General features: G+C 38.8%; 22 protein-coding genes. 7 read left to right on the top strand and 15 right to left on the bottom strand.

The window, feature by feature from the left end; all coding sequences use genetic code 11:
• Positions 1–3: 3 nt before the first annotated feature.
• The 5 genes from OQ268_RS05100 to OQ268_RS05080 all read right to left on the bottom strand — a co-directional run bounded on the left by OQ268_RS05100 (position 4) and on the right by OQ268_RS05080 (position 4,975).
• Positions 4–618, bottom strand: a complete 615-nt coding sequence (locus tag OQ268_RS05100; RefSeq protein WP_265855022.1) for a biopolymer transporter ExbD — start codon at positions 616–618, stop codon at positions 4–6.
• 76 nt (positions 619–694) lie between these two features.
• Positions 695–1,525: a MotA/TolQ/ExbB proton channel family protein gene (locus OQ268_RS05095; RefSeq protein WP_265855021.1), complete on the bottom strand. Its 831-nt coding sequence runs from the start codon at positions 1,523–1,525 to the stop codon at positions 695–697.
• Positions 1,526–1,824: 299 nt separating this feature from the next.
• Entirely contained in the window at positions 1,825–3,420 is a 1,596-nt protein-coding gene (pckA, locus tag OQ268_RS05090; protein WP_265855020.1) for a phosphoenolpyruvate carboxykinase (ATP), read from the bottom strand.
• A 295-nt stretch (positions 3,421–3,715) separates the two neighbouring features.
• On the bottom strand, positions 3,716–4,066 hold the full coding sequence (locus OQ268_RS05085; RefSeq protein ID WP_265855019.1) for a translation initiation factor: 351 nt from the start codon (positions 4,064–4,066) through the stop codon (positions 3,716–3,718).
• A gap of 27 nt (positions 4,067–4,093) precedes the next feature.
• Entirely contained in the window at positions 4,094–4,975 is an 882-nt protein-coding gene (locus OQ268_RS05080) for a diacylglycerol/lipid kinase family protein (protein WP_265855018.1), read from the bottom strand.
• A gap of 226 nt (positions 4,976–5,201) precedes the next feature.
• On the opposite strand from OQ268_RS05080, the gene metK reads away from it, so the two are divergent.
• Positions 5,202–6,452 carry a methionine adenosyltransferase gene (gene metK, locus OQ268_RS05075; protein WP_265855017.1) on the top strand — a complete coding sequence of 417 codons (1,251 nt, stop codon included), beginning with the start codon at positions 5,202–5,204 and terminating at the stop codon, positions 6,450–6,452.
• A 56-nt stretch (positions 6,453–6,508) separates the two neighbouring features.
• Here the strand turns inward: metK and OQ268_RS05070 are convergent, their stop codons facing one another.
• Entirely contained in the window at positions 6,509–7,039 is a 531-nt protein-coding gene (locus tag OQ268_RS05070; protein ID WP_265855016.1) for an ExbD/TolR family protein, read from the bottom strand.
• 81 nt (positions 7,040–7,120) lie between these two features.
• On the bottom strand, positions 7,121–7,645 hold the full coding sequence (locus OQ268_RS05065) for a superoxide dismutase family protein (RefSeq protein WP_265855015.1): 525 nt from the start codon (positions 7,643–7,645) through the stop codon (positions 7,121–7,123).
• A 118-nt stretch (positions 7,646–7,763) separates the two neighbouring features.
• Between OQ268_RS05065 and OQ268_RS05060 the strand changes: the two genes are divergently transcribed.
• Complete coding sequence (locus OQ268_RS05060; RefSeq protein ID WP_265855014.1) at positions 7,764–8,111, top strand: hypothetical protein; 348 nt, start codon at positions 7,764–7,766, stop codon at positions 8,109–8,111.
• Positions 8,112–8,282: 171 nt separating this feature from the next.
• Here the strand turns inward: OQ268_RS05060 and OQ268_RS05055 are convergent, their stop codons facing one another.
• The 8 genes from OQ268_RS05055 to OQ268_RS05020 form a co-directional block, all read right to left on the bottom strand.
• The gene (locus OQ268_RS05055) at positions 8,283–9,923 is read right to left on the bottom strand and encodes a TldD/PmbA family protein (RefSeq protein ID WP_265855013.1); all 1,641 of its coding nucleotides are present in this window, start codon (positions 9,921–9,923) and stop codon (positions 8,283–8,285) included.
• 60 nt (positions 9,924–9,983) lie between these two features.
• Positions 9,984–11,300, bottom strand: coding sequence for a TldD/PmbA family protein (locus OQ268_RS05050; RefSeq protein ID WP_265855012.1), 1,317 nt, complete (start codon positions 11,298–11,300; stop codon positions 9,984–9,986).
• 2 nt (positions 11,301–11,302) lie between these two features.
• On the bottom strand, positions 11,303–12,937 hold the full coding sequence (locus OQ268_RS05045; protein WP_265855011.1) for a TldD/PmbA family protein: 1,635 nt from the start codon (positions 12,935–12,937) through the stop codon (positions 11,303–11,305).
• 93 nt (positions 12,938–13,030) lie between these two features.
• The gene (locus tag OQ268_RS05040) at positions 13,031–14,815 is read right to left on the bottom strand and encodes a hypothetical protein (protein WP_265855010.1); all 1,785 of its coding nucleotides are present in this window, start codon (positions 14,813–14,815) and stop codon (positions 13,031–13,033) included.
• Between the two features lie 2 nt (positions 14,816–14,817).
• Positions 14,818–16,950 (bottom strand): DUF4175 family protein, encoded by a 2,133-nt coding sequence (locus tag OQ268_RS05035; RefSeq protein WP_265855009.1) that lies wholly within the window; start codon positions 16,948–16,950, stop codon positions 14,818–14,820.
• Complete coding sequence (locus OQ268_RS05030; RefSeq protein WP_265855008.1) at positions 16,937–18,304, bottom strand: BatA domain-containing protein; 1,368 nt, start codon at positions 18,302–18,304, stop codon at positions 16,937–16,939. Before OQ268_RS05030 ends, OQ268_RS05035 begins: the two co-directional genes overlap by 14 nt.
• Before the next feature lie 2 nt (positions 18,305–18,306).
• Entirely contained in the window at positions 18,307–19,194 is an 888-nt protein-coding gene (locus OQ268_RS05025) for a DUF58 domain-containing protein (RefSeq protein ID WP_265855007.1), read from the bottom strand.
• The gene (locus tag OQ268_RS05020; protein ID WP_265855006.1) at positions 19,194–20,192 is read right to left on the bottom strand and encodes an AAA family ATPase; all 999 of its coding nucleotides are present in this window, start codon (positions 20,190–20,192) and stop codon (positions 19,194–19,196) included. Before OQ268_RS05020 ends, OQ268_RS05025 begins: the two co-directional genes overlap by 1 nt.
• A 150-nt stretch (positions 20,193–20,342) precedes the next feature.
• Between OQ268_RS05020 and OQ268_RS05015 the strand changes: the two genes are divergently transcribed.
• The 5 genes from OQ268_RS05015 (at position 20,343) to OQ268_RS04995 (ending at position 24,227) form a co-directional block, all read left to right on the top strand.
• Positions 20,343–20,972 (top strand): DUF4159 domain-containing protein, encoded by a 630-nt coding sequence (locus OQ268_RS05015; RefSeq protein ID WP_265855005.1) that lies wholly within the window; start codon positions 20,343–20,345, stop codon positions 20,970–20,972.
• A gap of 19 nt (positions 20,973–20,991) precedes the next feature.
• On the top strand, positions 20,992–21,765 hold the full coding sequence (locus tag OQ268_RS05010; protein WP_265855004.1) for an NIPSNAP family protein: 774 nt from the start codon (positions 20,992–20,994) through the stop codon (positions 21,763–21,765).
• Positions 21,766–22,176: 411 nt separating this feature from the next.
• Positions 22,177–22,908 (top strand): hypothetical protein, encoded by a 732-nt coding sequence (locus OQ268_RS05005; protein ID WP_265855003.1) that lies wholly within the window; start codon positions 22,177–22,179, stop codon positions 22,906–22,908.
• A gap of 273 nt (positions 22,909–23,181) precedes the next feature.
• On the top strand, positions 23,182–23,592 hold the full coding sequence (locus tag OQ268_RS05000) for a hypothetical protein (protein ID WP_265855002.1): 411 nt from the start codon (positions 23,182–23,184) through the stop codon (positions 23,590–23,592).
• Between the two features lie 14 nt (positions 23,593–23,606).
• Positions 23,607–24,227 carry a hypothetical protein gene (locus tag OQ268_RS04995; RefSeq protein WP_265855001.1) on the top strand — a complete coding sequence of 207 codons (621 nt, stop codon included), beginning with the start codon at positions 23,607–23,609 and terminating at the stop codon, positions 24,225–24,227.
• Positions 24,228–24,237: the final 10 nt, after the last annotated feature.

The following is a 24,237-nucleotide window of genomic DNA, read 5'->3' as shown; positions in this document are numbered from 1 at the left end:
TTCTTATTTTCTTCTAGCTTCTGCATTGGTTACCAATAAAAACTTGTTAACTTTCTGCTTCTGCAATACGTCTACAATCTTTTTAATTGTTGGATACTCTTCTTTAGAATCTCCTTTGATACTCACACGCATTGGCTGCTGATTAATTTCTGCAGTTGCTTTACGTGCATGAAGCACCCAAGAGTTCAACTGATTGTCGGTAGAGTCTGATGGAATACCTGGCTGTACACCCGGTTTCATCCTATCGCCACCTGGCATATCGATAAACTTCTTCATATCCGTAATTGGAACACCAAAAGCGCCGATAACAGAGAACCTGTTAATTTCATCAGGTGTGAACTTGATATTATACTGCTCACCCATCAACTCTAAAGTTCTAGCCTTTACTTTCTGGCCCGCCACTTCGAAGAAAACCTTTCCCTGCCCAATGGTTAATGTAGCATTGTTTTCGGCTGGCACTTTAAATTCATACGTAGATGAAGGTGTAGATACCGCCAAAGGTTCTGGTTGTTTCGCCGTAGCAGTTAATATGAAGAACGTAAGCAACAGGGCAGCTACGTCGCACATGGCGGTCATATCTGTTACTGTACTGGTTCTTTTAACTTTAATTCTAGGCATAATATTTTAACTAATTTTAATAATGATGATCTTTTTTCCGGTTTTCCATAAAGCCGGTAAAAATATTTTCAAAATTTTATTTATGCGAACTAGCGTAAGTTTGAACGATGCTGAATCCAGCCTCATCAATAGCGTAAGTTAACTTGTCGATTTTAGAAGTTAATACGTTATACATGATAATTGCCAAGGTAGAAACACTAATACCTGTCATCGTGTTGATCAAGGCCTCAGAGATACCTACTGCTAACGCTGACTGATCTGGAGCACCAGAGTTTGCTAAACCGGCGAATGCACGGATCATACCTGTTACTGTACCTAATAGACCAATTAACGTACCGATTGATACTAATGTAGCAATGATGGTTAGGTTTTGCTCTAACATAGGCATTTCTAAAGCAGTAGCCTCTTCAACTTCTTTTTGGATGGCAACAATTGATTGCTCAACATCTAAATTTGTATCGGCTTCAACTTCGCTATATTTTTTCAATCCAGATTTAATTACGTTCGCAACAGAACCTTGTTGTTTATCGCACTCAGCTTTAGCAGCATCGATGTTACCTGCATTTAATAAGCCTTTTACTTTGATAATAAAAGTATCTAAGCTTGATTTACCACTAGCTTTACCAATAACAATTAGACGCTCGATTGAGAATACAATTGTTGTTAATAATAACCCGATTAATACCGCTACAATTGGACCTCCTTTGTAAGCTGTACCTGGATAGTTGTTTGGTAATGGTAAGTTCTCAGGATTATTGTCAATAAAGTTAGCTGGGTCTCCCAATACAAATTTCCAGATAACGAATCCGATGATGATACAGATTGGAATAACCAATGTTGCGAAAACATTAGATGCACTTGACGAGCTCTCTTTTTTAACAGTTGTTGGTTTTGGTGCGTTTGCCATTTTTTTTTGAATTTTAGTTTTAGTTCTTGTTTTTAATTTTTAGCTGTTTTTTTCTTTTGTACTACACACAACGCATGTAATCTTATTTTGTTGCGAAAAACAAATTTATAAATTGATTTTAAATTACAAATTAATAAATCAATAAACAATTAAATCGTTACTTAAGATTTAGTTTATGGTAACCACATAGGGTGTATAACAAAAAAATTGCCTCAGCCGGAGGCAATTCTTACACAATGAAAACTAAAAAAAAATCGATTTGCAAATTTTTGGATGAAAAAATGCATTTAAAGGTGCATTTAGCACAATTTTAGTTCTTCTTCGTGTGTTTTTAACACTTTGGGTGCTTCGAATTGCTTAAAATTCTCTGCAAAGGCATCTGCAAGTTCATAGGCCTTTATAAAATATTCTTCTTCATTATCCCAGGTTTTAGATGGATCCAAAATTTCATCAGGCACATTAGGACAGTGTAAGGGAATCATTAACTTAAATACATGATGTTGCTTATAGTGATGATGATCCAATCCTCCATTCAAAGCAGCGGTAATCATGGCCCGGGTATAGCTTAATTTCATACGTTTGCCTACACCATAAGCGCCTCCTGTCCAGCCTGTATTTACCAACCAAACATTCACCTTGTTCTCCTTCATTTTTTCGCCAAGCAGTTGTGCATATTTAGAGGGATGAAGAGGTAAAAAAGCTTTCCCAAAACAAGCAGAAAATGTAAGTTGTGGTTCTGTTATACCGGTCTCAGTACCAGCTACCTTTGCTGTATAACCACTCATAAAATGGAACATGGCCTGCTCTACCGTAAGTTTTGCGATGGGAGGCAATACCCCAAAAGCATCGGCCGTTAAAAAAAAGATGTTCTTTGGAACCGAAGCAATAGACGGCACAATTGCATTATCAATATATTCAATAGGATAAGCTACACGAGTATTTTCTGTTTTTTCGGTATTGGCATAATCTACATCTGTAGTACCCGGAAAGAAATTTACATTTTCTAACAATGCTCCAAACTTAATTGCATTATAGATTTGTGGTTCTTTTTCTTGAGTAAGATCAACGCATTTTGCATAACAACCGCCTTCAAAATTAAATACCGATGTTTTTCCCCAGCCATGCTCATCATCACCGATTAAGCCTCTTTCCGGGTCGGCAGATAAGGTGGTTTTTCCTGTACCAGAAAGGCCGAAAAAGATAGCAGTATCTCCATTCTTACCTACATTTGCAGAGCAGTGCATGGAGAGTGTGTTTTCATACATGGGTAATATGAAGTTCAAAACTGAAAAAATTCCTTTCTTAATTTCTCCAGTGTAACCAGTGCCACCAATGATGATCATTTTTCGGGTGAAATTGATGATAGAGAAATTTTCCTGACGGGTTCCATCTAACAATGGGTCGGCTAAAAAACCAGGGGCAGCAATAACTGTCCATTCTGGCTGTGCTCCTAAGGTATCGATCTCTGGTCTGATAAATAAATTATTGGCAAAAAGGTTTTGGTAAGCCGTTTCGGTTATCACTCTTATAGCAATGGCGTAATCAGGGTTTGCGCAAGCTGAAGCATCTCGAACATAGATTTTCTTATCAGCCAGGTAACTTGTGATCTTTGTAAACAACAAATCGAATTTTTCCGGGCTGAATTTGATATTGATGTCACCCCACCATACAGCATCAGCCGTAATCTGGTCGCAAACAATAAACCTGTCTTTAGGCGACCGACCTGTAAATTTGCCTGTATCTACAGCAAGTGCGCCAGAAGATGCGAGTATTCCCTCTTTATTTAATAGGGCTTCATCAACCAGCTCCATCGGAGATAATTGATATTTTACGGCAATGTTTTCGCTCAGATTTAAATAGCTTAAATCTGGCGTTTGCAGTTTCTTTTTGCTCATAACAATAAGTTAGTTAGTGAGGCAAAGTAAGCGCTTATCTATTAAAAAAACTAAAATTTTGAAGGAAAAATTTACATATTGTAGCAAATACACTATTATGTAACATATTTATTTACAGTAGTTTACATCACATTTTACAAGACAAATAAAGTATAAGAAATACACTAAGTAATTTGCCATCATTAGTTAACAATATGTAAAATAGTAGATGGATTAGCGCAAATTGTTTGGAGCAAGGGAAATGTGGCAGAAGGTTATATGTTGCTTAGAATAGGATGCAAGCCATAAGCTAGCATTAACCACCTGCTTTCTTCACTTTGTAGTTGTCTTTCTGAAGGATTGCCATAACTTTATCTCTAACATCCCCTTGAATCATAATTTCTCCGTCTTTAACCGATCCGCCTACGCCACATTTGGTTTTAAGCATTTTTCCAAGCACTTCCAAATCATTTGCCAGACCTCTAAAACCTGTAATTAAGGTTACAGCTTTCCCGCCACGGTTTTTCTTATCTAGCATAACCCTCAGGTCTTGCTGGTTATTTGGTAATGTTACGGTATCGTCTACCTCCTGCTCGTATTCAAAATCTGGATTGGTAGAAAACATGATGCCGCCAAGATCACTTAAGCTATTTTTTTTAGATTTCATGTTTCAAAGGTATAGAAATAGGCAACGTTATGGAACAATTACCTTCAGCGAAAGTGGATTAATTTCGGCTTCGATTTCGGAATCCATGTGCAGTGGTTCACCATCAACATGTACGGCGCCATCTGTTGGTCTGGCAATTTTAATTTTCCGACCTTTGATAATTTCGATCATTTCAGAACGCTCTGCTGTACCCTTGAGCATGATGTAGCTTAACAAAGGCAATTTTAACAGTGAAAAAGGCTTGATAATGCAAACATCCAATAAACCATCTTTTACAGAAGCGCCCGGAGCGATGAAAACATCATTACCGTATTGAGATGAATTTGCTATACTTATCGCAAACGCTTTTCGATGATATTCCTGCCCATCAATGTTAATTACGTATTGCTGTGCTTTGTAACTGAAGATTTCTTTAAAACCAAGTTTTACGTAGCCACCAAACCCCCGTTTTTTATCACGGGAGAATGCAGCGCTTAAATGCGCATCGAATCCCATTCCTGCGAGGTTAAAGAAAGATTTCTTATTAAAAATTGCAGTATCTATTTTATCGATATTCAATTTATTAATTACTAAAATAGCTTGATGTAAATTTTTCGGAATGCCAAGAAACCTTGCCAGCCCATTTCCAGAACCCAAGGGCAGGATGCCTAAAACTTTATTGTGCTGAAGCACTTTAGTACCAATCTCATTTATGGTTCCATCGCCACCGGCTGCAACAATGATATCAAAGTTCTTAGATAGCGCTTCTTCTGCAAGCTCAGCTGCATGACCAACATATTCAGTGAAGGTAAAGTTGGCATTAAACTTTTCTTTATCAAGATATTTATCAATAAAATCGGGTATGCGTAACTTCCCCTTCCCACCAGAAATGGGGTTGATAATAAATAGGATATTGTTCTTTGTGTGCAAAGCGTAAAGAATGAGCGTACAAAATAATCTATAATTTTCGAAATAAAGAAAATATGCTAATTTTGTGCCACAAAAAGTGGACTGATTTGCTATTTCGAACACGTTTCGAAACGGATTGCAACCACTTAAAAAAAAGTGCTAATACCTCCTAAAATCATTTAAAACCTGTTTCCAGGGGTGGTTGGCACTTTTATAAATGTTTATTTATCATTAAAACACTTAATAAATGTCGTATTTATTTACATCAGAATCTGTATCTGAAGGCCACCCAGATAAAATTGCCGATCAAATTTCGGATGCATTAATTGATAATTTCTTAGCTTTTGATCCGGAATCGAAAGTGGCTTGCGAAACTTTAGTTACCACCGGTCAGGTTATTTTAGCTGGTGAAGTAAAATCAAAAACATATTTAGATGTACAGCAAATTGCTCGGGATGTGATCAAGAAAATTGGTTACACGAAAAGCGAATATATGTTCGAAGCAAATTCTTGCGGTATTTTGTCTGCTATTCATGAGCAGTCTCAAGATATTAACCAAGGCGTAGACAGAACCAATAAAGAAGAACAAGGTGCAGGCGACCAAGGGATGATGTTTGGTTATGCTACCAATGAAACGGAAGACTATATGCCATTGGCATTAAATCTTTCGCATAAGTTGCTTCAAGAGCTTGCCGTTTTAAGAAGAGAGAACAATGAAATTAAATATTTACGTCCGGATGCGAAAAGCCAGGTTACGTTAGAATATGATGACCACAACAAGCCCGTTCGTATTGATGCTATTGTAATTTCTACGCAGCACGATGATTTTGACGAAGAGGCAACGATGTTAGCTAAAATCAAAGCTGATTTGGTGAACATCTTAATTCCAAGAATTATTAAGAGCAACCCGCAATATGCTCACTTATTTAATGATAAAATTGAGTACCATATTAACCCAACTGGCAAATTTGTTATAGGCGGCCCCCACGGTGATACCGGATTAACGGGCAGAAAGATTATTGTTGATACCTACGGCGGTAAAGGTGCCCATGGCGGTGGTGCTTTCTCTGGAAAAGACCCTAGTAAAGTAGATAGAAGTGCTGCGTATGCTACTCGCCACATTGCTAAAAACTTGGTTGCTGCAGGTGTTGCCAGTGAAATTCTAGTTCAGGTATCCTACGCTATTGGCGTGGCGAAACCAATGGGGATTTACATTAATACTTACGGAACCGGCCAGGTTGGTAAAACAGACGGAGAGATTGCAAAAATTGTAGAATCTATTTTCGATATGCGCCCTTATTTTATTGAACAGCGCTTGAAATTGAGAAATCCTATCTATAGCGAAACTGCAGCTTATGGCCACATGGGCAGAACACCAGAAACCGTAAGTAAAACTTTTAGAACTCCTAACGGTGAGGAAAAAACAGTTTCTGTAGAACTTTTTACCTGGGAAAAATTAGATTATGTAGATCAGGTGAAATCTGCATTTAACATTTAATTTAGATCGTATCAATTAAAAGTCCTGGCGTAAACCAGGACTTTTTGCTTTTAATGCTATAACCCTTTTGCTGTCATAAAATCTTGTTCCACCTTACCTATTCTTTCATCATCTATAGCGTAGGATTTTATATCAGCAATCTTCATCTCATCTATTACATCAACAAAATCCTGAAACTTTGACGTATGCGTAGGCTTGATGATAACAAGCATATGTTTACCAGGCTGTTTTAGGTGCAAGCTTGTAACCATCTGCTTATTGTGGCTAATTACCCCGTAAATTTTTTCAACAGGTACTACAGCCATAGTTTCGGACTTTGGTAGGCCGAGGTAAGTTACTGCCTTGTGGTTCTTGCCCAAAAGAATAGTCATTGTTCTAGATGCGGGATAAGCCAGATTACATCCGTCGCACTCATCGGGCTTTGCAACATCTGCAGCGTTCAGCGTACCTAGCGATGTGGTAAGCATAAAAAACGTGGTGAGCAGAAACATCAAATCTACCATTGCGGTTAAATCTACACGAGGTGCAATTGTTCGTTTTCTCCTTTTATCGGCTTTGCCGGATGGAGATTCATTTAAAGTTGCCATAATTTTAGGTTTTCAACTATGATGACAAACTTGAAGACATTGCATAAAAACGGTAAAATTATTTATATTGATTACCAGCGTTTAGATTCCTTCTATAACACCACAACCAACACGCGGACCAGAATTACCGGTAGGCTGTGTTGTGTAGTCGTCTGTTCCCCCATGAACAATGATGCCCCTACCAATGATGTTTTTCATATCACCCTCTTTAACACTCCATCTATCTGTAGTTACTGATATTTTACCTTCTCCTTTATCATCTAACATGATGTTACCAATGTCGCCGCTGTGATAGGCACCCGAACCCCATTTACCATGATTCTCTTTTGTAGGATTCCAATGCCCATGAGTATTTTCACCCATATCGCCACAGTCTCCATGCTCGTGAAAATGTACAGCAACTGTACTATCTGCCCTTGCTGCATATTTAATTTCCAGGTCCATTTTAATCTGACCATCACTGAGTTCGTAAAACTTAACAGTGCCAATGTTTTTAGAAGGATCTGCCGTTTCGGCTAAATCTGCTTTAGCAATCTCTTTCTCTGTTTTACTGCAGGCACTAAAAAGCAGCCCCGCAATTGCAATTGTAAATAAGTATTTTTTCATAATATAAGATTTAATAAAATTAGAAACACTTTGATAATCATTTAGTTTGGCATTAAATAGATCGCCCTAAAACCATTTAGATTGCGACTTGTTTAAATACTAACAAAATCATATAACTATGGAACGTCCAATTGCAATGAATACGCTAAGCCAAATTTTAGAGAAACTGAGGCTAAATGGAAAAGATAATGAATTAAAAATGAGCGATCACGGTAAGATGCAGAGTAAAACACTGGATAAGATTTACAAGCCAGAGGATCTTACAATTGTTAAAACTTACCGTTTTGAGGGAGATTCAGATCCGGCAGATAATTCGGTACTATATCTTGTTGAGGATCAAGACCAAAACATTGGGTACATTTTGGATGCATATGGTATTTACTCAGATAATCTAGGCTCTGGTTTCGACGACTTTCTTAAAAAAATTCCGACTGCAGACAGAGATGAACAGGAATTGTTTAGCTAATTTAACCATGATGCGCTCGTAAAGGATGTATCATCACCAAGTTATTATATTGATAGATGAGAAAGCTGTTAAAACAACTCAAAGTATCTGTCACCATGTGTATTTAAAGCACTGGCTATAAAATACTTTATTGATGATACATCCTGATTATCTCAGTTTGTAACCTGAGAATTACCCCAATCTTCTTCCTGTATTAATTACACTTACTCCATTAAAACGGGTAGTGGAACTACCATGTGATACGGCACTAACCTGACCGGGTTGACCTTTTCCATCTGAAAAAGTTCCCCCAAGTCGGTAATCATTCACACCACAGCGCTGTACGCAAGAGTTCCAAAATTCCTGAGTATTTGCCTGGTAAGCCGCATCTTTAAACATCCCCACAATTTTTCCCTCTTTAATTTCGTAAGCTAGCTGTGCACTAAATTGGAAGTTATAACGCTGCTGATCTATGGAGTAAGAATTTCTTCCAAACATATAAATTCCTTTCTCTACATTTTTAACCATATCTGCAGCAGTTAAGGCTGTATTTGCGGGTGCTAAAGATACATTTGGCATTCGCTGAAATTGAATACTATCCCAGCTATCTGCGTAACAACAGCCTTGCGAAGCTTTTAAGCCTAGGATGTGTGCCTGATCTCTTATGGTTTGGTAGTTAACCAATATTCCGTCTTTAATAATGTCCCAGTTACCACACTTTACCCCTTCATCATCGTAACCTACGGCACCAAGTGATCCAGGTTCGTTTTTATCGGCCAGGATATTTACTTCCTTACTACCAAAATTAAATTTTTTAGATTCCCATTTATCCAAGGTAAGGAAACTGGTTCCGGCGTAATTTGCTTCGTATCCAAGTACGCGGTCTAACTCGGTTGGGTGCCCAACAGATTCATGGATAGTTAAAAACAGGTGTGATGGATCCAACACGAGGTCGTATTTACCAGGAGGAACAGGTTTGGCTTTCAATTTTTCGTCAACATGTACCGCTGCTTCTCTTACATCTTCGAGTATATCATAACGCTTTTTGTACATGGTAACCGGGCCGCCTTTAATCTTGTCTGATTCGCTTGCTTTTAAATATTCGAAGCCCATTCCCATGGGCGCACTTAAAGCATTGCGGGTTTCGAACTTACCGCTGGCAGCGTCGGTTTTGGTAAGGGTAAAAGTTGGCCAGATGCGGTGGATATCCTGATCGATGTAAGAGCCATCTGTAGAGGCAAAGTACTTTTGTTCATTAACCATAAAAACATTAGAGTTGATGTATTTTGCCCCTCCCTTCATGGCTTCACTATTCACTTTTAATAACAAATCTACCTTATCCTTTATGGGCACTTCGAATGCATTTATTTCTATTGGGGTTTTCCAGCTTACCTCTCCATATCCTTTTTGGGCAGCAAGCTGCACAGGCTCTTCCATTAACTTTGAATTGCCCTTTGCAATGGCTACCGCAGCTGCAGCGGCTCTAGCAATGCTATCATCATCCAGATTATTAGTTGCCGCAAAACCCCAGCTTCCATTGGCGATAACACGAACACCTAAACCATAAGATTCTGAATTTGAAATGTTTTCTACCCGATTTTCTCGTGTGGCCACAACTTGATTTAAATATCTGCCAATGCGAACATCAGCATAACTTGCGCCCTTACTTTTTGCAGCATTCAATGCTACATCGGCCATTTTCTTCTTTAATGCAACATCTACGGGTGTTAAAGATTCCTCAACGGATATCATCTTTGCAAAAGCGGGCACGCCCGGAAGCATGGTTGTACCCAACCCAACCCCTGTCATGTATAAAAAATCTCTTCTTCTCAATGTATTGATTTTTGAGGTTAAAAAAAACAGCGGAGAAGAACTCACCGCTGTTACAATTATTTAAATCGCATCTGATAAAGATGTGAATGTAAAATCGCGAATCTTCATTGGCGGAATTAATCCACTTGCTGTTCTAACAGGTTTTCCCATAGCTTCTACGTTGTTTAGCATAATTACCGGGCTTTCATTAAACCTAAAATTTTTAATTGGGAACTTAATTTCTCCGTTCTCAATATAAAAAGTACCATCACGGGTTAATCCGGTAAGTAATAAAGTTTGTGGATCTACTGAACGGATATACCAAAAACGAGTTACTAAAATGCCCTTTTCAGTACTTTTGATAAGCTCTTCAAGCGATTGATTTCCACCTTCAATAACTACGCCTCGCGCAAACGGAAGCGGCTGAACACCTTTTTGAGCAGCCCAATACCTTGAATAGGCAAGGTTTTTTACCACCCCCTTTTCTACCCATTGCGTTCTTTTGATTGGTAAACCATCTCCAGACCATGTAGAAGAAGGTATCTCGGCATTTAAAGGATCGGAATAAATATTGACATTCTCAGAAAAAAGCTGTTCGCCTAATCGCGTACCTCCACCTTTTTTACTCATGAAACTTCTTCCTTCATCGGCACTCCGTGCATCGAAACCCCTAAACATATTACCCAGAATATCGCTTGCGGCCAAGGGCTCTAATATTACGGTGTATTTGCCAGGTTCTATCGCTTTCGCCCCCGCAGAGCCGTTGGCTTTGCCTGCCGCAATTTTACTCAAGGCAAGTGTATCCATTTTTGAAAGGTCGTTGAAGTCTTGCTCAACATAGCCAGACCCCGTTCCTTGTTTGTTTCTTACCGTTACCGAAAAAGATACATTTGTACCCTTATTGTAGGCAAACAATCCTTTAGAATTCATAATTGCATTAAAGCTGGTAGAATTCTCTAGAAATCCAGCCGCATCAAGACCACCCGCTTTTGAAACACTTAAACTTTTACCAACCATTTCTGCCCGAGTATCTGGTGTCATGGCGGCGGTAGTTTCATTATAAGTTTTAGATTCTTGAAAGGTTTGAGGCCCTAAAAGTGGCATAAACTCCGGATTTTCTGGAGCTAGCATCGCCAATTCTTCCGCTCTGCGCACCACTTTCTCTAACGATGCATCATCAAACTCGTTAATAGTAGCAGCACCTGTTTTTTTACCATAAGTTGAGCTAACCCCTAAACTCATGGTGCTGATTTGTCCGGCAGTTGACACTGCATTACGAGCGTAACGAATATTTCCACCGTCTGAACCTCTTAAGCTTACTTCGCAGAAATCTGCTTTAGAGAACCCAACCACCTTTTTTAATATTGCCTGGGCTTCTTCTTTACTTAATATAGCCATAATTATATTTTTCTTGCTGTATTGATCACATTAACTCCATTAAACCTTGTGGTAGCACTCCCGTGAGAAACTGCGCTACTTTGCGATGGCTGGCCTTTGCCATCATTAAACGAACCCCCTAAACGGTAATCACTTGCATCACATACTGCATTGCAAGAATTCCAAAACTCCTGGGTGTTTGCTTGGTATGCCACATCATTTAGCATCCCAACAATTTTACCATCTTTAATTTCGTAAAAAATTTGTCCGCCAAATTGAAAATTATATCGTTGTTGGTCGATAGAGAAACTACCATCACCAATAATATAGATTCCTTTTTCTACGTTTTTAATCATTTCATCCACACTCAGTTTTTGGGCACCTGGTTGAAGGGACACATTTGGCATACGCTGGAATTGTACATCATCCCATCCTTGAGAATAACAGCAACCATGAGATTCGTTAAGACCGATAATATGTGCCTGATCTCTAATGGCTTGATAGTTAACCAAAATACCATCTTTGATTAAGTCCCACTTTTTACATTTAACACCTTCATCGTCGTAACCTACAGCTCCTAAAGAGCCTACTTGGGTTTTATCAGCAACAATATTTACCTTATCACTGCCGAATTTGAATTTTTTCGACTCCCATTTATCTAGGGTTAGAAAACTCGTACCCGCATAGTTCGCTTCGTAGCCCAAAACCCGATCTAGCTCTGTTGGGTGACCAACGGATTCGTGGATGGTTAACCAAAGGTGAGAAGGGTCTAAAACCAAGTCATATTTTCCAGGTTCAACTGATTTTGCTTTTATTTTTTCTGAAGCAACCCTGGCAGCTTCCTTCACATCTTCAAGCATATCGTAACGACCTTTGTAGCGGGTAACTATCCCGTTTACCTTATCTTGCGGACGAGCATGCATATATTCATACCCCATACCCATAGGTGAACTTAAAGAGTTACGTGTTTTGAACTGACCCGATGCCCGATCTATCCTGGTAACATTAAAATTGGGGTAAATGCGGTGTACATCCTGATCGATATAGGAGCCATCTGTAGATGCAAAATACTTTTGCTCGTTAACAGCAAAAATAACCGAGTTTACGAAATTCGCACCATTTTGCATGGCAATGTCATTCACATTCAATAGCAGGTCTACCTTTTCCTTAACCGGTACTTCAAAGGCATTAATTTCGATAGGCGTTTTCCAGCTAACTTCACCAAATCCCTTTTGAGGAGCCAGCTGCACAGGTTCGCCCTGGATTTTAGCATTTGCCTTCGCTACTGCTACTGCTTGTTCCGCAGCTTTGGCAATTGCATCTTTTGTTACATTATTTGTTGCTGCGAAACCCCAGCATCCGTTAGCGATAACGCGGATACCTACACCATATGATTCTGTGTTGGCTACACCTTGTACCCGCTTTTCGCGTGTGGCTACAAATTGGTTTAGGTAGCGGCCAATACGAATATCGGCATAAGATGCGCCTTTCGCTTTCGCGGCATTAAGGGCAACATCTGCCAGTGCTTTCTTGATGCTGGCATCAACTCCATCCAGTGCCTGAAGCGGATCTATAGGCGTTCCGAATGCGGAGAGGTTGGGAAGCAAAAGTGCACCCATTCCCATTCCGGATAAATAAAGGAAATCTTTTCTTTTCAATTTGTTCAGTTTAGTTGATTTGAATGTCCAATATAGCCAATAATGAAGTGAATTACATCAACTTCTTTTATAACATTTCAGTTTCATTTGGCATTAGGCACTCAAAATTCTGGATTCTATCCAAAGAAAAGCACAAGCGATTAAAAAACCGGTAACAAACCACCATTTTGATAGCTCTTTAGTGACTTCAACATCTAATATTTCAGCTTTTGACACTGAATTTGAGCTTTTAGAAACGAAAGCCAAATTGGTATTCATTTTTTGATAGTTTTTAAGGGTAGACCAATCGCTTGCCTTGTACACAAAAAAAGGATACTCGCCTTGATTAATTATCAGCCTATTCCAACCTGAAGAGGATGGCCAGAAATCGGCATCCCAACGGAAAGGAAACGCCAGATTTTGCCTGTAAGCCAAAGTCTTACCCATAAATGTGATACTAGGAATTTTGTTGTCGGCAACAACATCTACAATCGCTTTGGTTATTTGGTGTTGAGTAGGAAACTGCGGAATAAGTTCTACCTTATATGCGCTTGATTGTTTTTTTACTGTTTCAGAAAGTATGGCCGACCAATAAGCGGTGTAATCATTTTTTTTTCCTGCTAAAAGCCAATTGTAGGTAGCAGCAAGGGTAACACCTGTTAGCTTTCCTGCACCGTTAATTCGAGTAGTTACGATTGCCTTATTGCGATCATCGACAATAACTACTTTCTCATTCTGTGAAGGATTTAAATAAAGGTTTTGATCAATAGGCAATGGACTAAATCTGTAGGTATCCCCCCTTAAAAACAATTGCAGCGGCTTATCTTTTGTTGGTGGCGATGAAATTCTGATGAATGATTTGCCCAGAGCGGTCGACACTTTATTTGATGACAGCTTAAGCACCAAACCCATGCCATTGGCCACCGCTGCATTTATTGCTGCATTTTCTTGTAAACCGATTGCCGCTAACTCCTCTTCATCTATAATCATCAAATCGAATTTTTTAAGCACTTCTGCATTAATCTGGCTCAGATTGAAGCGCTTAAGGTTTAAAAAATCGGTGCTGTATTTGTTTTTGCTAATCTGACTTCTAAATGCCAGCGGATATTGATTTTCGTACAGCCATGTTTTGAGGAATTTGTATTCAAAATCTGGAAAAGAGGCCAATACTAAAACTTTCATTGGTGCAGGAGCAACGGTTACAAATGGCACCGGATCAGCTGAAAGCGTATCACGATTTTGTGTCGCGATTAATTGATAAACCGCCTTTCCTAGCTGTTTAGGTCTGGTTTTGAACGAAAAACTACTGGTTGATCCGGGTTTAATCTCGCAAGAGTCTGCGACGCTACCAAGGCCTTTAAGCACAAGCTTTACCACTTCTGGTGTTTGGTTGCTGTAAGTTCCCTGAATAAGAAGGTGCTCAGTTAACTTAATTTCTTGGCTCCAGTTCACTGCTACCACCCCACTCACGTTTTTGGTTAGGTGAAAACTTACCCGATAACCTTTTAATAACGGCAACTGGGTTTCCGGTAATCCAAAACCGTAGATCGCTATATCCCTAATCTCTGTATGAGTGGCTAAAAAGTATGATAGGCTTGGCAAGGAAACTAAGCCTGCTCCATTGCCACTGGAGCCATTGAGAAGATATTTTGGGCCGTTTAATTTGGTAACTGAATCTGGATCAAAGCCATCTGTTAGCACAGTAATTGTATTTCCGCTGCCTTTGATTTTGCTTTTATATTTGATGGGAATGATGATTAAGGCTAAAGAGCACACCGCAAGTACACTTGCTGCAATACGCCAGAGACGTCTTGATTTATTTGGCCTTGAAATTTCTTTGTAAACCAAGAAAACCAACAATACAGCACATAAGAAAACAGTGATATACTTAAAATCCATTACTAACGACTGCCTTTATTAAGATTGTTAAAATAATTCTGGTAAAGATTTGAGGCAGGCAAACGGGTAGCTTGCTGTGGCTTTACATCTTCATTGCGTAACATTTTTTGTAGTGCTTGCTGAACGATATCAATATCATGATTCAATATTTTGCTACTTGAAGTAAGTTTTCTCAAACTTTTCAGGGCAGCGAGGTAAGTAGCAGGATGATCTGCTGCTGCTCCAATAATATACTTTTCGGTATCGTTTAGCAGCAATTTATTACCAGCAGTAAGTTTATGGCCTAAACGCCTGCTTTCGAGCAAGCCTAGTGCAAGCCTTAAATATTCGGTACGCTTATCTTTCTGCACTTTCGACATGGTCTGAACGGGTTGGGTAATTTTATCGAGCTCGCCAGTGAGCCTTTTTTCTGGTTTCAGTGCAGCAGTTTTCACTGTTGTTTTAGCCACATAAGCCCTCGATTTCTGCTGTAAATCTTTTAGTAAGCGCAAAGCTTTATATTCAAACGGCAAGGCCTCCTGTGGCTTATAGGTTCTCAATTGTAATTCTGCTTTCCACATCTCAGTTAAAACAGCTTTCAACTGCGCTTTCATTTCGGGCTCGAAAAACGTGGCATCTTCAGCGATATCATGTTTGTGGGCATATTTATCCATGATGGCGGTAACATCGCCAAATTTGGGTTCCTCGCCTGTTTTGGTGTTGTGTTCATCATGATCATCATGGTCGCCGCCAATTTCAGTTTCATTTTCCTCTCCCAGAAATTGTCCGTATCGAAGCCGCAATAGCTTTTGGTCGATCCCTAAATCATTGCTTCGTGTTTTAAAAAGAGCCGGGCTCAATGTTGCTTGTTCTTTGAGCAACTTTTCTGTATCGATGATGATTTGCCTTTCACTACGAAAATATTCTGGCACCAGGTTAACGCCATTAGTCATCCCAGCCATACTCATCAATTCTGTTGTATCTACTATGGAAACGAAATACACATCAGAGCGACTGGACTGTCCATGATTATCCAATGCACGGATGAAAAAATAGAGTTCATCACCTGGTTTCATCCCTAAGCTTTTCAAATCAATTTTTTTATTGAGGTCAATTTTTTTCTGGTTATTGAAGTTGATGTCGAAGGCTAATTTTTTCTCTGTAAAGCTTACCCCCTCGCCCTTTCCGCTTGCCATGGTGGCAGAGATCTGTGCGTCATGAATCCCGTAATCATCATTTAAACTCAATTTAAGGCTGATCTGTTGGGGTTGCCCGATATCTATGGTGGTATGTTGCCTAGGCTGGGTAATTTTAATCTCGACAGGCAAATCGGGCACTACCTCAATCTGGTATAAATCAGATTTCTTACCATTTATTTCCAATTGATAAAAACCTGGTTTGAGAATTGTTCGCTGAAATTTCCAGGAAGTGGCATCTGAATTTTGATGTTTAAGTGATATACGCTTTTGATCATCAAAAACCATCTTAAAGCTTTCTAAAGCTACGTTACTCTCAAAAGACCAAGTAACACTTGCCCCAGTTTCTACCTTAATATTAAACTCACTTTGCGTACGCTGGGGGTTGTGTGTATAGCTTGGCGGAAGAATAGTTGCGGTAAAGGAAGAGATTTCTGGAGGAATAACCGTCTTTGATGAGACAGCCCGAAGCTTAGCCTGAGGCGTTGGAGTAATTTCGTTTGAGAATTCTGGAATTTTAGTAATGCCAAAGCTGATGAATAATCCAAGAAGAAGAAATCCTAACCCATAATAAAGCTTTCTTAGCGGTGCAGTTGGCTGCGGGAGAAACACTAAAATATTTTCGATTTTCTTCCGCTGTAATTGTTGAAGCCCGGATAATTCATTAGGATTTTCAAGGAGTAAATCCGCACTTTCCTCCAGTTGTGTAAATTGATTATTCAAATATCTTGTAAAGTCTTTCTCCCCAATTTTCCATACCGGATTTAGGAATAAAAATAATAGAACAACCGATAAAAAAATAAGCATAATTACCCATGCTGAAGCTTCAAACAGATGAATGGCGCAGGCTGAAAGCACAAGAGAAATCGACAGGCTGGCTATAATAAGCTGCAAGAAACTAAAAGCCACCCATCTTAGTCTCAACCGATCTAACCAGCGCTGTCCATCAGTTTTTAACATAAGTACCTGTTTTTTTTCTGAATGATAAGATGCGCTCGATCATTAATATCAACCAAGCGATAAACCAAAATATATAATCGACTTCCTGGGTGCTATTTTCTTCTCTAGCGATGATTTTTACGTTTTGCTTAGGAAAGTCTTCTGCTGCAATAGTCGCTCTACGCAAATCATTCTTATTATCTTCGAAACCAAAATGTTCATGCTGAGACTGGGGCAATACCATGGGCATCAAAAAATTGATAAAGGTTTCACGCCAAACCAAGTCACCCCATTGTGGATTAAGTCGGCTGTAAAAGCGAAAAATGGTTAATTCATTCAAGCTGTCTCTAACTAAAATGGGATTTCCAAAACCGTCATCGAGCATGGCTGAAGGATGGGCTGGAGCAGTAACTCTTTTTTCGAGGTTTACTTCGGTGCCATCAACCTGTACAGTAGAAAATACTGAAGAAACCTTTCCAGTCTCATACTGGAATAATTTGCCACCTGTATCAATATTCGATTTAAAACTTTCGGCGGCGGGTACATCTGCAAGCCAGAAGCCCAGGTTGACTTTGCCAGTTGGATTTATCAATATCCTTCTGCCTGTATAGCTTCCTATTGCTTTTAGGGCTGCAATTAAATATCTCCCATCTGCCCTGCCGGGTGGTTCATAAATTGCTACTTTAATAGGTAACTCATCATTGCCATTTAACGCTTTGTAACTTGTGCCAAGCGCACTAGATCTGGCTTCGTATTTTTTTCCGGCAAAATCTGCAATCCAAGTGCTGGAGGTATCGCCTCTATAAGTATTTTCCCAGTGTAAGGCATATCCAATTTTAGGAAGGTCGCTTCCAATCTGGTTTAATGAATTATCTGCAAAAAGATAGGCAGACTTTCCAGTCGATAGCTTGGTATTTAATTGGGCAAGTAAATTGACCATATCCACACTATTGTTCCTAGATATAGTCTTTATTACAGTATCAGCTAAGCCTAGCGCTTTAAATTGAGGATTAAAATCGTGTATTTCGTAACCAGTTCTTAATAATGAGTCGATTTTTTGTCGATGATCACGGTATACAGCTGGAAAGTTTGCAGCAGGCACCAAAATCCAGCCGGGTTTATTTTCTAAAGGCTTCTTAATTAAGAATGGCTTTGAAATTATAAAGGCCACTAAAACCAAAAGCAGCACCCTTAGTACCAGTAATAGAATTTCATTTAATTTAAAACTTTTAGCACTTGCCGGGGCATCTTCACCAAGGAGCGCAATACTGGCAATCTTTAATGTCTTCCCCTTTTTAATATTCCACAAATGAATTATAAGCGGTATGATGACGCCTGCCAGTGCAAAAAAACCTATGGGATATAAAAATTGCACGCCTAATTTCTAAGTTTACTTCTTTGTTTTAAAAAATCGCGTAGGGCCTGGTCCAATGGCTCATCTGTACAAACTGTCCGGTAAGCTATTCTCCTATCGAGCATTTTTACTCTCGTTTCTTCCAGGTAATTTGCCAATTTGGTTTTGTAGTTGGCCCTGGCTTTCGATTGATCTATTTGTATGGTGGCACCTGTTTCTAAATCCTCAAACGTATTATAGCCCTTGAAATCCAGTTCTAGTTCATTCCGGGCAAGTAGGTGAAAAACTACAATCTCGTGTCGTAAGCTATTTAGCGTATCTAATAGGTTAACAATCTCCTCATCAGTCTGATACAAATCTGTTATAAAAACCAACAACTCCCTTTTTTGACTACCTGCAAAAAGCGCCTTATAATGAATGGGGTTTGTAAATGTACCACCCGGGTTAATGTTCTCCAGCTGGTGAAATAACCTGGTCAGATGTTGGTAGTCTTGTTTGGGTGTCATTGAAAAAATACCCATTTCCTGCAATACATACAAACCAGTGGCATCGCCTTGCAGGTTGGCCAAATAAGCCAAGGATGCTGCCATATATTTTGCGTATTCAATTTTGGTGAAATCGCCATCGCTGTGCTTCATAGAGGCGCTGGCATCAACAAGCAAGCGGACCGAAATATTTGTTTCCACTTCCGATTCCCGGATGTAGTATCGGTCTGACCGGGCAAACATTTTCCAATCTAAGGAGCGCAAATCATCGCCAGGTTGGTAGCTTCGGTACTGACTAAACTCTAACCCTCCACCCTTGATTGTACTCTTATTAATGCCATTCATGAAACCATCTATCGTTGTTTTTGCAGATAGATTGAGTTCTTTGATGGCCATGAGCACTTTCGGATCGAGCAGTTTACTCATTAAATATTGGCTTTAGGTTTTTCGATAGCCTTAATAAGCGCAGCAGTAACGTCATCAGCCGTAACATTTTCTGCTTCTGCCTTGAAGTTCATTAAAATTCTGTGGCGCAAAACCGGATAAGCCATCACTTGCAAATCTTCTGCAATAACGGCGTATCTACCCTTGAACAATGCCCTTGCTTTTGCGGTTAAGATTAAGGCTTGCCCTGCTCGTGGCCCGGCACCCCAGCGTACCCATTCTTTAACGAACAAGACTGTAGTGGTATCAGGCCTGGTGGCTCTAATCAGTTCACTCACATAGCTAACTAGATCTTCGCTAATGCTTACTTCCCTCGTTAGGCTTTGGAGTTCCTGAATTTCGGCTGCGCCAATGATGGGGTTTACAACAACCTTTTTGCTTCCTGTAGTGCTGCTGAGAATTTTAGCTTCCTCACTAGCTGTGGGATACCCGATTTTAATATATAACAAAAAGCGATCTAACTGTGCTTCGGGCAAAGGATAGGTCCCTGCCTGTTCAATGGGGTTTTGCGTAGCAAGAATAAAAAATGGCCTATCTAACGGATAAGTTTGGCCGCCATAAGTCACCTCGAACTCTTGCATAGCCTCTAGTAATGCCGACTGTGTTTTAGGTGGTGTTCTGTTTACCTCATCAGCCAAAACAATATTAGCAAACAATGGACCTTTATTAAACTTAAAAAATCTTTTTCCGGTAACGTGATCTTCTTCCAAAATCTCTGTTCCAACAATATCGGTAGGCATTAAATCTGGTGTAAACTGAATTCTTCTGAAAGTTAAATCCAATGCCTGCGACATGGTTTTGACCATCAGCGTTTTTGCCAAGCCCGGTACACCCTCTAATAAGCAATGCCCGCCAGCCATGAGGGCAATCAGCATTTCTTCGATAATTACATCCTGCCCTACAATAACCTTTTGTATTTCGCTTTTTAACGAGGAGATCTTTTCGATCAATGTTTTAATGCTACTTTCTGAACGCTCCAAAACCTACTATTTTTTAAGAATTTAAATATTGTGCCTCAATATAGTGCTTATAGCGAGATGTTTTAAAGCAGATAATGAGAATATCAAAAAATTTACAAGATAATCTTCACAAAAAAATGAATTAATAAAAATTGCGGGTAATTTAGAGCGATGCAACGATCGAAGTTCACATTTGCCAGGTTGAAATATAATTCCGGAGATTGGGATACCGATCAGCGCATGCCTGCAAACCTGCTTAATTCGCTTTTAGAATATACAAGCATCCCCCTGGATGAAGAAGAAAAGATAGTAGAATTGAGCAGCAAGGAAATATTCAAATATCCCTTTTGTTATTTAAGTGGACATAAACTGGTACAGTTTAGTCAGCAAGAGGCCACAAATTTTAAAACTTACGTACACAATGGTGGTTTTGTTTTTGTAGACGATTGCAACCACGATATTGATGGTTTATTTGCAAGATCTTTTGAAACCCAAATGGGTAATCTGTTCGGTGCGAATGCCCTCAAGAAAATCTCCAATAACCACGGCATTTACCATTCTTTTTTTAAATTTGAGAAAGGACCACCAACTACTTCTTTTGAGTTAAATGGTTGGGGCGATGATTTGGTTCACGATTACCTAAAAGCCATCACCATCAATAACAGGATTGGCGTGCTATACAGCAACAAAGATTATGGCTGTGAATGGGATTACGATTTTAGAAACAAACGCTTTTTAGCCGAAGACAATACTAAATTTGGAGTGAACATTATTTTATACGCGATGGGCGTAAACAGCTAACATTTAAATCCAGCATATTTTGAAACATTATTTTACCAAATTATTTGTTTTAGCGGGCATTTTGCTTTTGGCCAGCAACGCTTCCAACGCAGCAAAAGATGCCTACTATTATCAACTTAAAGTTTATCACTTAAAGTCTGCCGCACAAGAAACAATGGTAGATACTTATTTAAAAGATGCATTTATCCCGGCGGCGCACCGTGCAGGCATAAGTGCTGTAGGTGTTTTCAAACCAGTTACGCCGGATACGGCAGAAAAAATAGTGTATGTTTTTGTACCATTTAAAAAGATGGACGACATACTTAAACTAGCTGAAACAATGGCTAAAGACGACAACTACCTAAAGGCCGGCGCTTCTTATCTCAATGCCGAATACAACATGGCGCCATACGAGCGAATAGAAACCATCATTTTGAAGGCTTTTACTGCCATGCCAAGCTTTGCTGTGCCACAATTGACTACACCTAAAAGCGAACGTGTTTACGAATTACGGAGCTACGAAGCAGCTACGGAAAATCTCTCATTAAATAAGATTGGCATGTTTAATGACCATGAGGTAGCTATCTTCACTAAACTTAACTTCAACGCTGTTTTCTATGGTCAAGTTATTGCCGGCAGCAAAATGCCGAATTTAATGTATATGACTACCTTTAATAATAAGGCCGACAGGGATAAACATTGGGCGGGTTTCGGTGATGAGTACAAAAAGATTAGCGGTTTACCCCAATACCAGCACAATGTATCAAAGAATGTAACACTTTTTGTTCGCCCAACGGATTATTCTGACATATAAAAAAGTGAAACCTGTATATAGCAAAAAAGCCTAAACTTTTGCAAGTTTAGGCTTTCTTTGCGGAATGGACGGGTTCACATATCCAACACAAACATCTTTAATAGATTATTTAAATGGCCAATCAAGGCATCTCTCAGTTTAATTGATGTAGATGTAAATTTACGGCTTCGACCGCCTTGATTTAGATTTTGTACTGTTCAATGTAAATGATAACTTTATTTAATCATCTCTCAAAATAATAACTAAATCTAAATTAACAAAATGAAGAAAACCTCATCACTTGTAAACCTAACTTTATATAACCTGGGTTTACTATTTTCAATTACAATTTTGATGTAGTCCTGCAAAAAGGATGAAAGCAGCGTACAGGCTGAAAACAAGGTAATAGCAGAAACCAAAAATTGGTTTAAGGTGCAAACAGGCGGCCAGCCAATTACGGCTGCAATGTTTGCCAAAAATATTCAGTCAGGCGGAACAATTACTGCACCTACAAACCAAATCTTAGTTCTCGATTGGATGAATGCCAAAAGTTATCAAGATGTTAACCGTACCATAATCGAGGTACCTATGGCAACTGACGGTATATTTATATTTAATACCGAAGCACTCAGCCAAAAAGATGATCAGGTAGAAAAAAATAAAAGTATAACAAGGTTGTTGGTTTCTAAAACCGCCGGCTTTACAGAGGCTTGTTTCATGACAATTATTTCTGGAAATGATTATTTAGCCCAAAGAGATGCCAGACCTGAAAATAATACCTATCTTAAACAGGAAGATAATTTCGAAGGTATAATCTTATACCATAGTTTAAAGGGCGAGTATATTGCAAGTAAGCGATTTGGTAAACTACAGTACGAGCTCGATAAACAACTATCCCTATCACCTGATAAAAATCGCAATGCAAGCATAGCCTATCCTGATGACTGTAAAGAAATTCCCATATACCAAATAATGGGTTACAACTGTGTAGATGTGGGCTCAAATTTTACGTATTGCCAAAGCGTTTACAGCAACTACGTTGGCAGCCAAACCATTTGTGGCACAGGCCATCAAACAGATCCCTGGCAAGGTAATCCCTGGGGAGGTAGCTCAGCAACGAATAATAATGTGAGCAAAATTATTGTAACCGACACAGTATTTTAAATAATGTAAATGCAAAATGTGCTTTATTAAAACTTTTAAATAATAATGTAAAATTTGATTCATTGCTTAAGGCATTTACGGGAGCAGGATTTAATTTAACGTTTAAAGTAAAGGATGTTATGAGCAATGGACCTGATGTTAGGGGCGAAACAATTGATAACGCCTCGAATAAAACTGAAATTTTACATTAATTTAAGACGGTCTTTTGTAAATAGCGCCCCGCCAATTCAGATTGCCAAAACATTATTGCACGAGGCCTTTCATACCAATTTGATGCAAAAAGCTTATGAAGTTTTTGGTAGCTACGATATTAACAACAACTGGACAAAAAAGCCAGAGAATATGGAATTAAATGAGTTAATGGATATTTTTGAAAGCAAATTAGCAGGAACTACCCGAGCAGATATACATCACCAATATATTGCTAAGCATATTGGTGTGTTGGTTTCAGGGCTGAAGGAATTTGCTCAAAAATATGATGCAAACTATAGTAATTATGACCAGTATGATTATCTAGGGCTTGCCTGGGAAGGCTTGCAAGAAACAAGGTATTTTATAGATAATTTAAAAAATACTCAAATTTATTATATACCGGAAACAACGGTCCACATGAGGGCAGATTCACTCTTTAGTAGAAGAAATGATAATGTTAAAATAGATTCGCGAGTTAATTGTGTTAATTAATAATGAAATAATTTATGAAAAATTTATTGTTTTTTTTAGTTCTGTTTTTTTTAACGAATTTTTGTTTTGCTCAATCGAAAGGGGTAACCCCCATGCATAAATTTTTTCAGCAATACGCAGATAGTACAATCTTTATCGAATATTCCACTGAAGGATACGATCCGCCAAAATATAAGGTATTAACAAAAACAGATGACTTTGCTAACACTTTCGTTTATGAAGCAATTGATACCACATGGTATAAAATAAGTTCGATAAGAAAAAGTACCCCGATTATATTTTGGAATATGCTTGCCAATAAGAAAATTTTATTTAAAAACTTGCCTGCTGATATCAATATATTCTTCAATATAGTGCCGTTACCTCCTGATACAACAAAAAAAATGTGGCAGGAGATTTCAAAATTTACGCCATGGAAATTACTGGATGACAAAAGCTATCCAGAATGTAGCGCCGTGATTATGGATGGAGGACATAGTATTATGCATTTAATTACAAAAACTGAGATAAAAACATTAGTTTATTATGCCCCTTATTATTATGAAGAGCAGTGTCCGGGCAATAAAAACCGACAAGGGATAACTGGTATTGAACGTTTATTCGATAGATATATCACTTTTAAAAATCAACGATGAATGACAAAAA

This window comes from Pedobacter sandarakinus, from assembly GCF_026240095.1.
Lineage (GTDB): Bacteria > Bacteroidota > Bacteroidia > Sphingobacteriales > Sphingobacteriaceae > Pedobacter > Pedobacter sandarakinus.
The sequence above is the reverse complement of the archived record's forward strand: the minus strand, read 5'-3'. Positions and strand labels throughout refer to the sequence as shown.

Excerpts from the sequence above, each read along its gene's own strand:
- OQ268_RS05100 (WP_265855022.1), bottom strand. The coding sequence starts at position 618 with ATGCCTAGAATTAAAGTTAAAAGAACCAGTACAGTAACAGATATGACC.
- OQ268_RS05095 (WP_265855021.1), bottom strand. The coding sequence starts at position 1,525 with ATGGCAAACGCACCAAAACCAACAACTGTTAAAAAAGAGAGCTCGTCA.
- pckA (WP_265855020.1), bottom strand. The coding sequence starts at position 3,420 with ATGAGCAAAAAGAAACTGCAAACGCCAGATTTAAGCTATTTAAATCTG.
- OQ268_RS05085 (WP_265855019.1), bottom strand. The coding sequence starts at position 4,066 with ATGAAATCTAAAAAAAATAGCTTAAGTGATCTTGGCGGCATCATGTTT.
- metK (WP_265855017.1), top strand. The coding sequence starts at position 5,202 with ATGTCGTATTTATTTACATCAGAATCTGTATCTGAAGGCCACCCAGAT.
- OQ268_RS05070 (WP_265855016.1), bottom strand. The coding sequence starts at position 7,039 with ATGGCAACTTTAAATGAATCTCCATCCGGCAAAGCCGATAAAAGGAGA.
- OQ268_RS05065 (WP_265855015.1), bottom strand. The coding sequence starts at position 7,645 with ATGAAAAAATACTTATTTACAATTGCAATTGCGGGGCTGCTTTTTAGT.
- OQ268_RS05060 (WP_265855014.1), top strand. The coding sequence starts at position 7,764 with ATGGAACGTCCAATTGCAATGAATACGCTAAGCCAAATTTTAGAGAAA.
- OQ268_RS05050 (WP_265855012.1), bottom strand. The coding sequence starts at position 11,300 with ATGGCTATATTAAGTAAAGAAGAAGCCCAGGCAATATTAAAAAAGGTG.
- OQ268_RS05040 (WP_265855010.1), bottom strand. The coding sequence starts at position 14,815 with ATGGATTTTAAGTATATCACTGTTTTCTTATGTGCTGTATTGTTGGTT.
- OQ268_RS05035 (WP_265855009.1), bottom strand. The coding sequence starts at position 16,950 with ATGTTAAAAACTGATGGACAGCGCTGGTTAGATCGGTTGAGACTAAGA.
- OQ268_RS05025 (WP_265855007.1), bottom strand. The coding sequence starts at position 19,194 with ATGAGTAAACTGCTCGATCCGAAAGTGCTCATGGCCATCAAAGAACTC.
- OQ268_RS05015 (WP_265855005.1), top strand. The coding sequence starts at position 20,343 with ATGCAACGATCGAAGTTCACATTTGCCAGGTTGAAATATAATTCCGGA.
- OQ268_RS05000 (WP_265855002.1), top strand. The coding sequence starts at position 23,182 with ATGCAAAAAGCTTATGAAGTTTTTGGTAGCTACGATATTAACAACAAC.
- OQ268_RS04995 (WP_265855001.1), top strand. The coding sequence starts at position 23,607 with ATGAAAAATTTATTGTTTTTTTTAGTTCTGTTTTTTTTAACGAATTTT.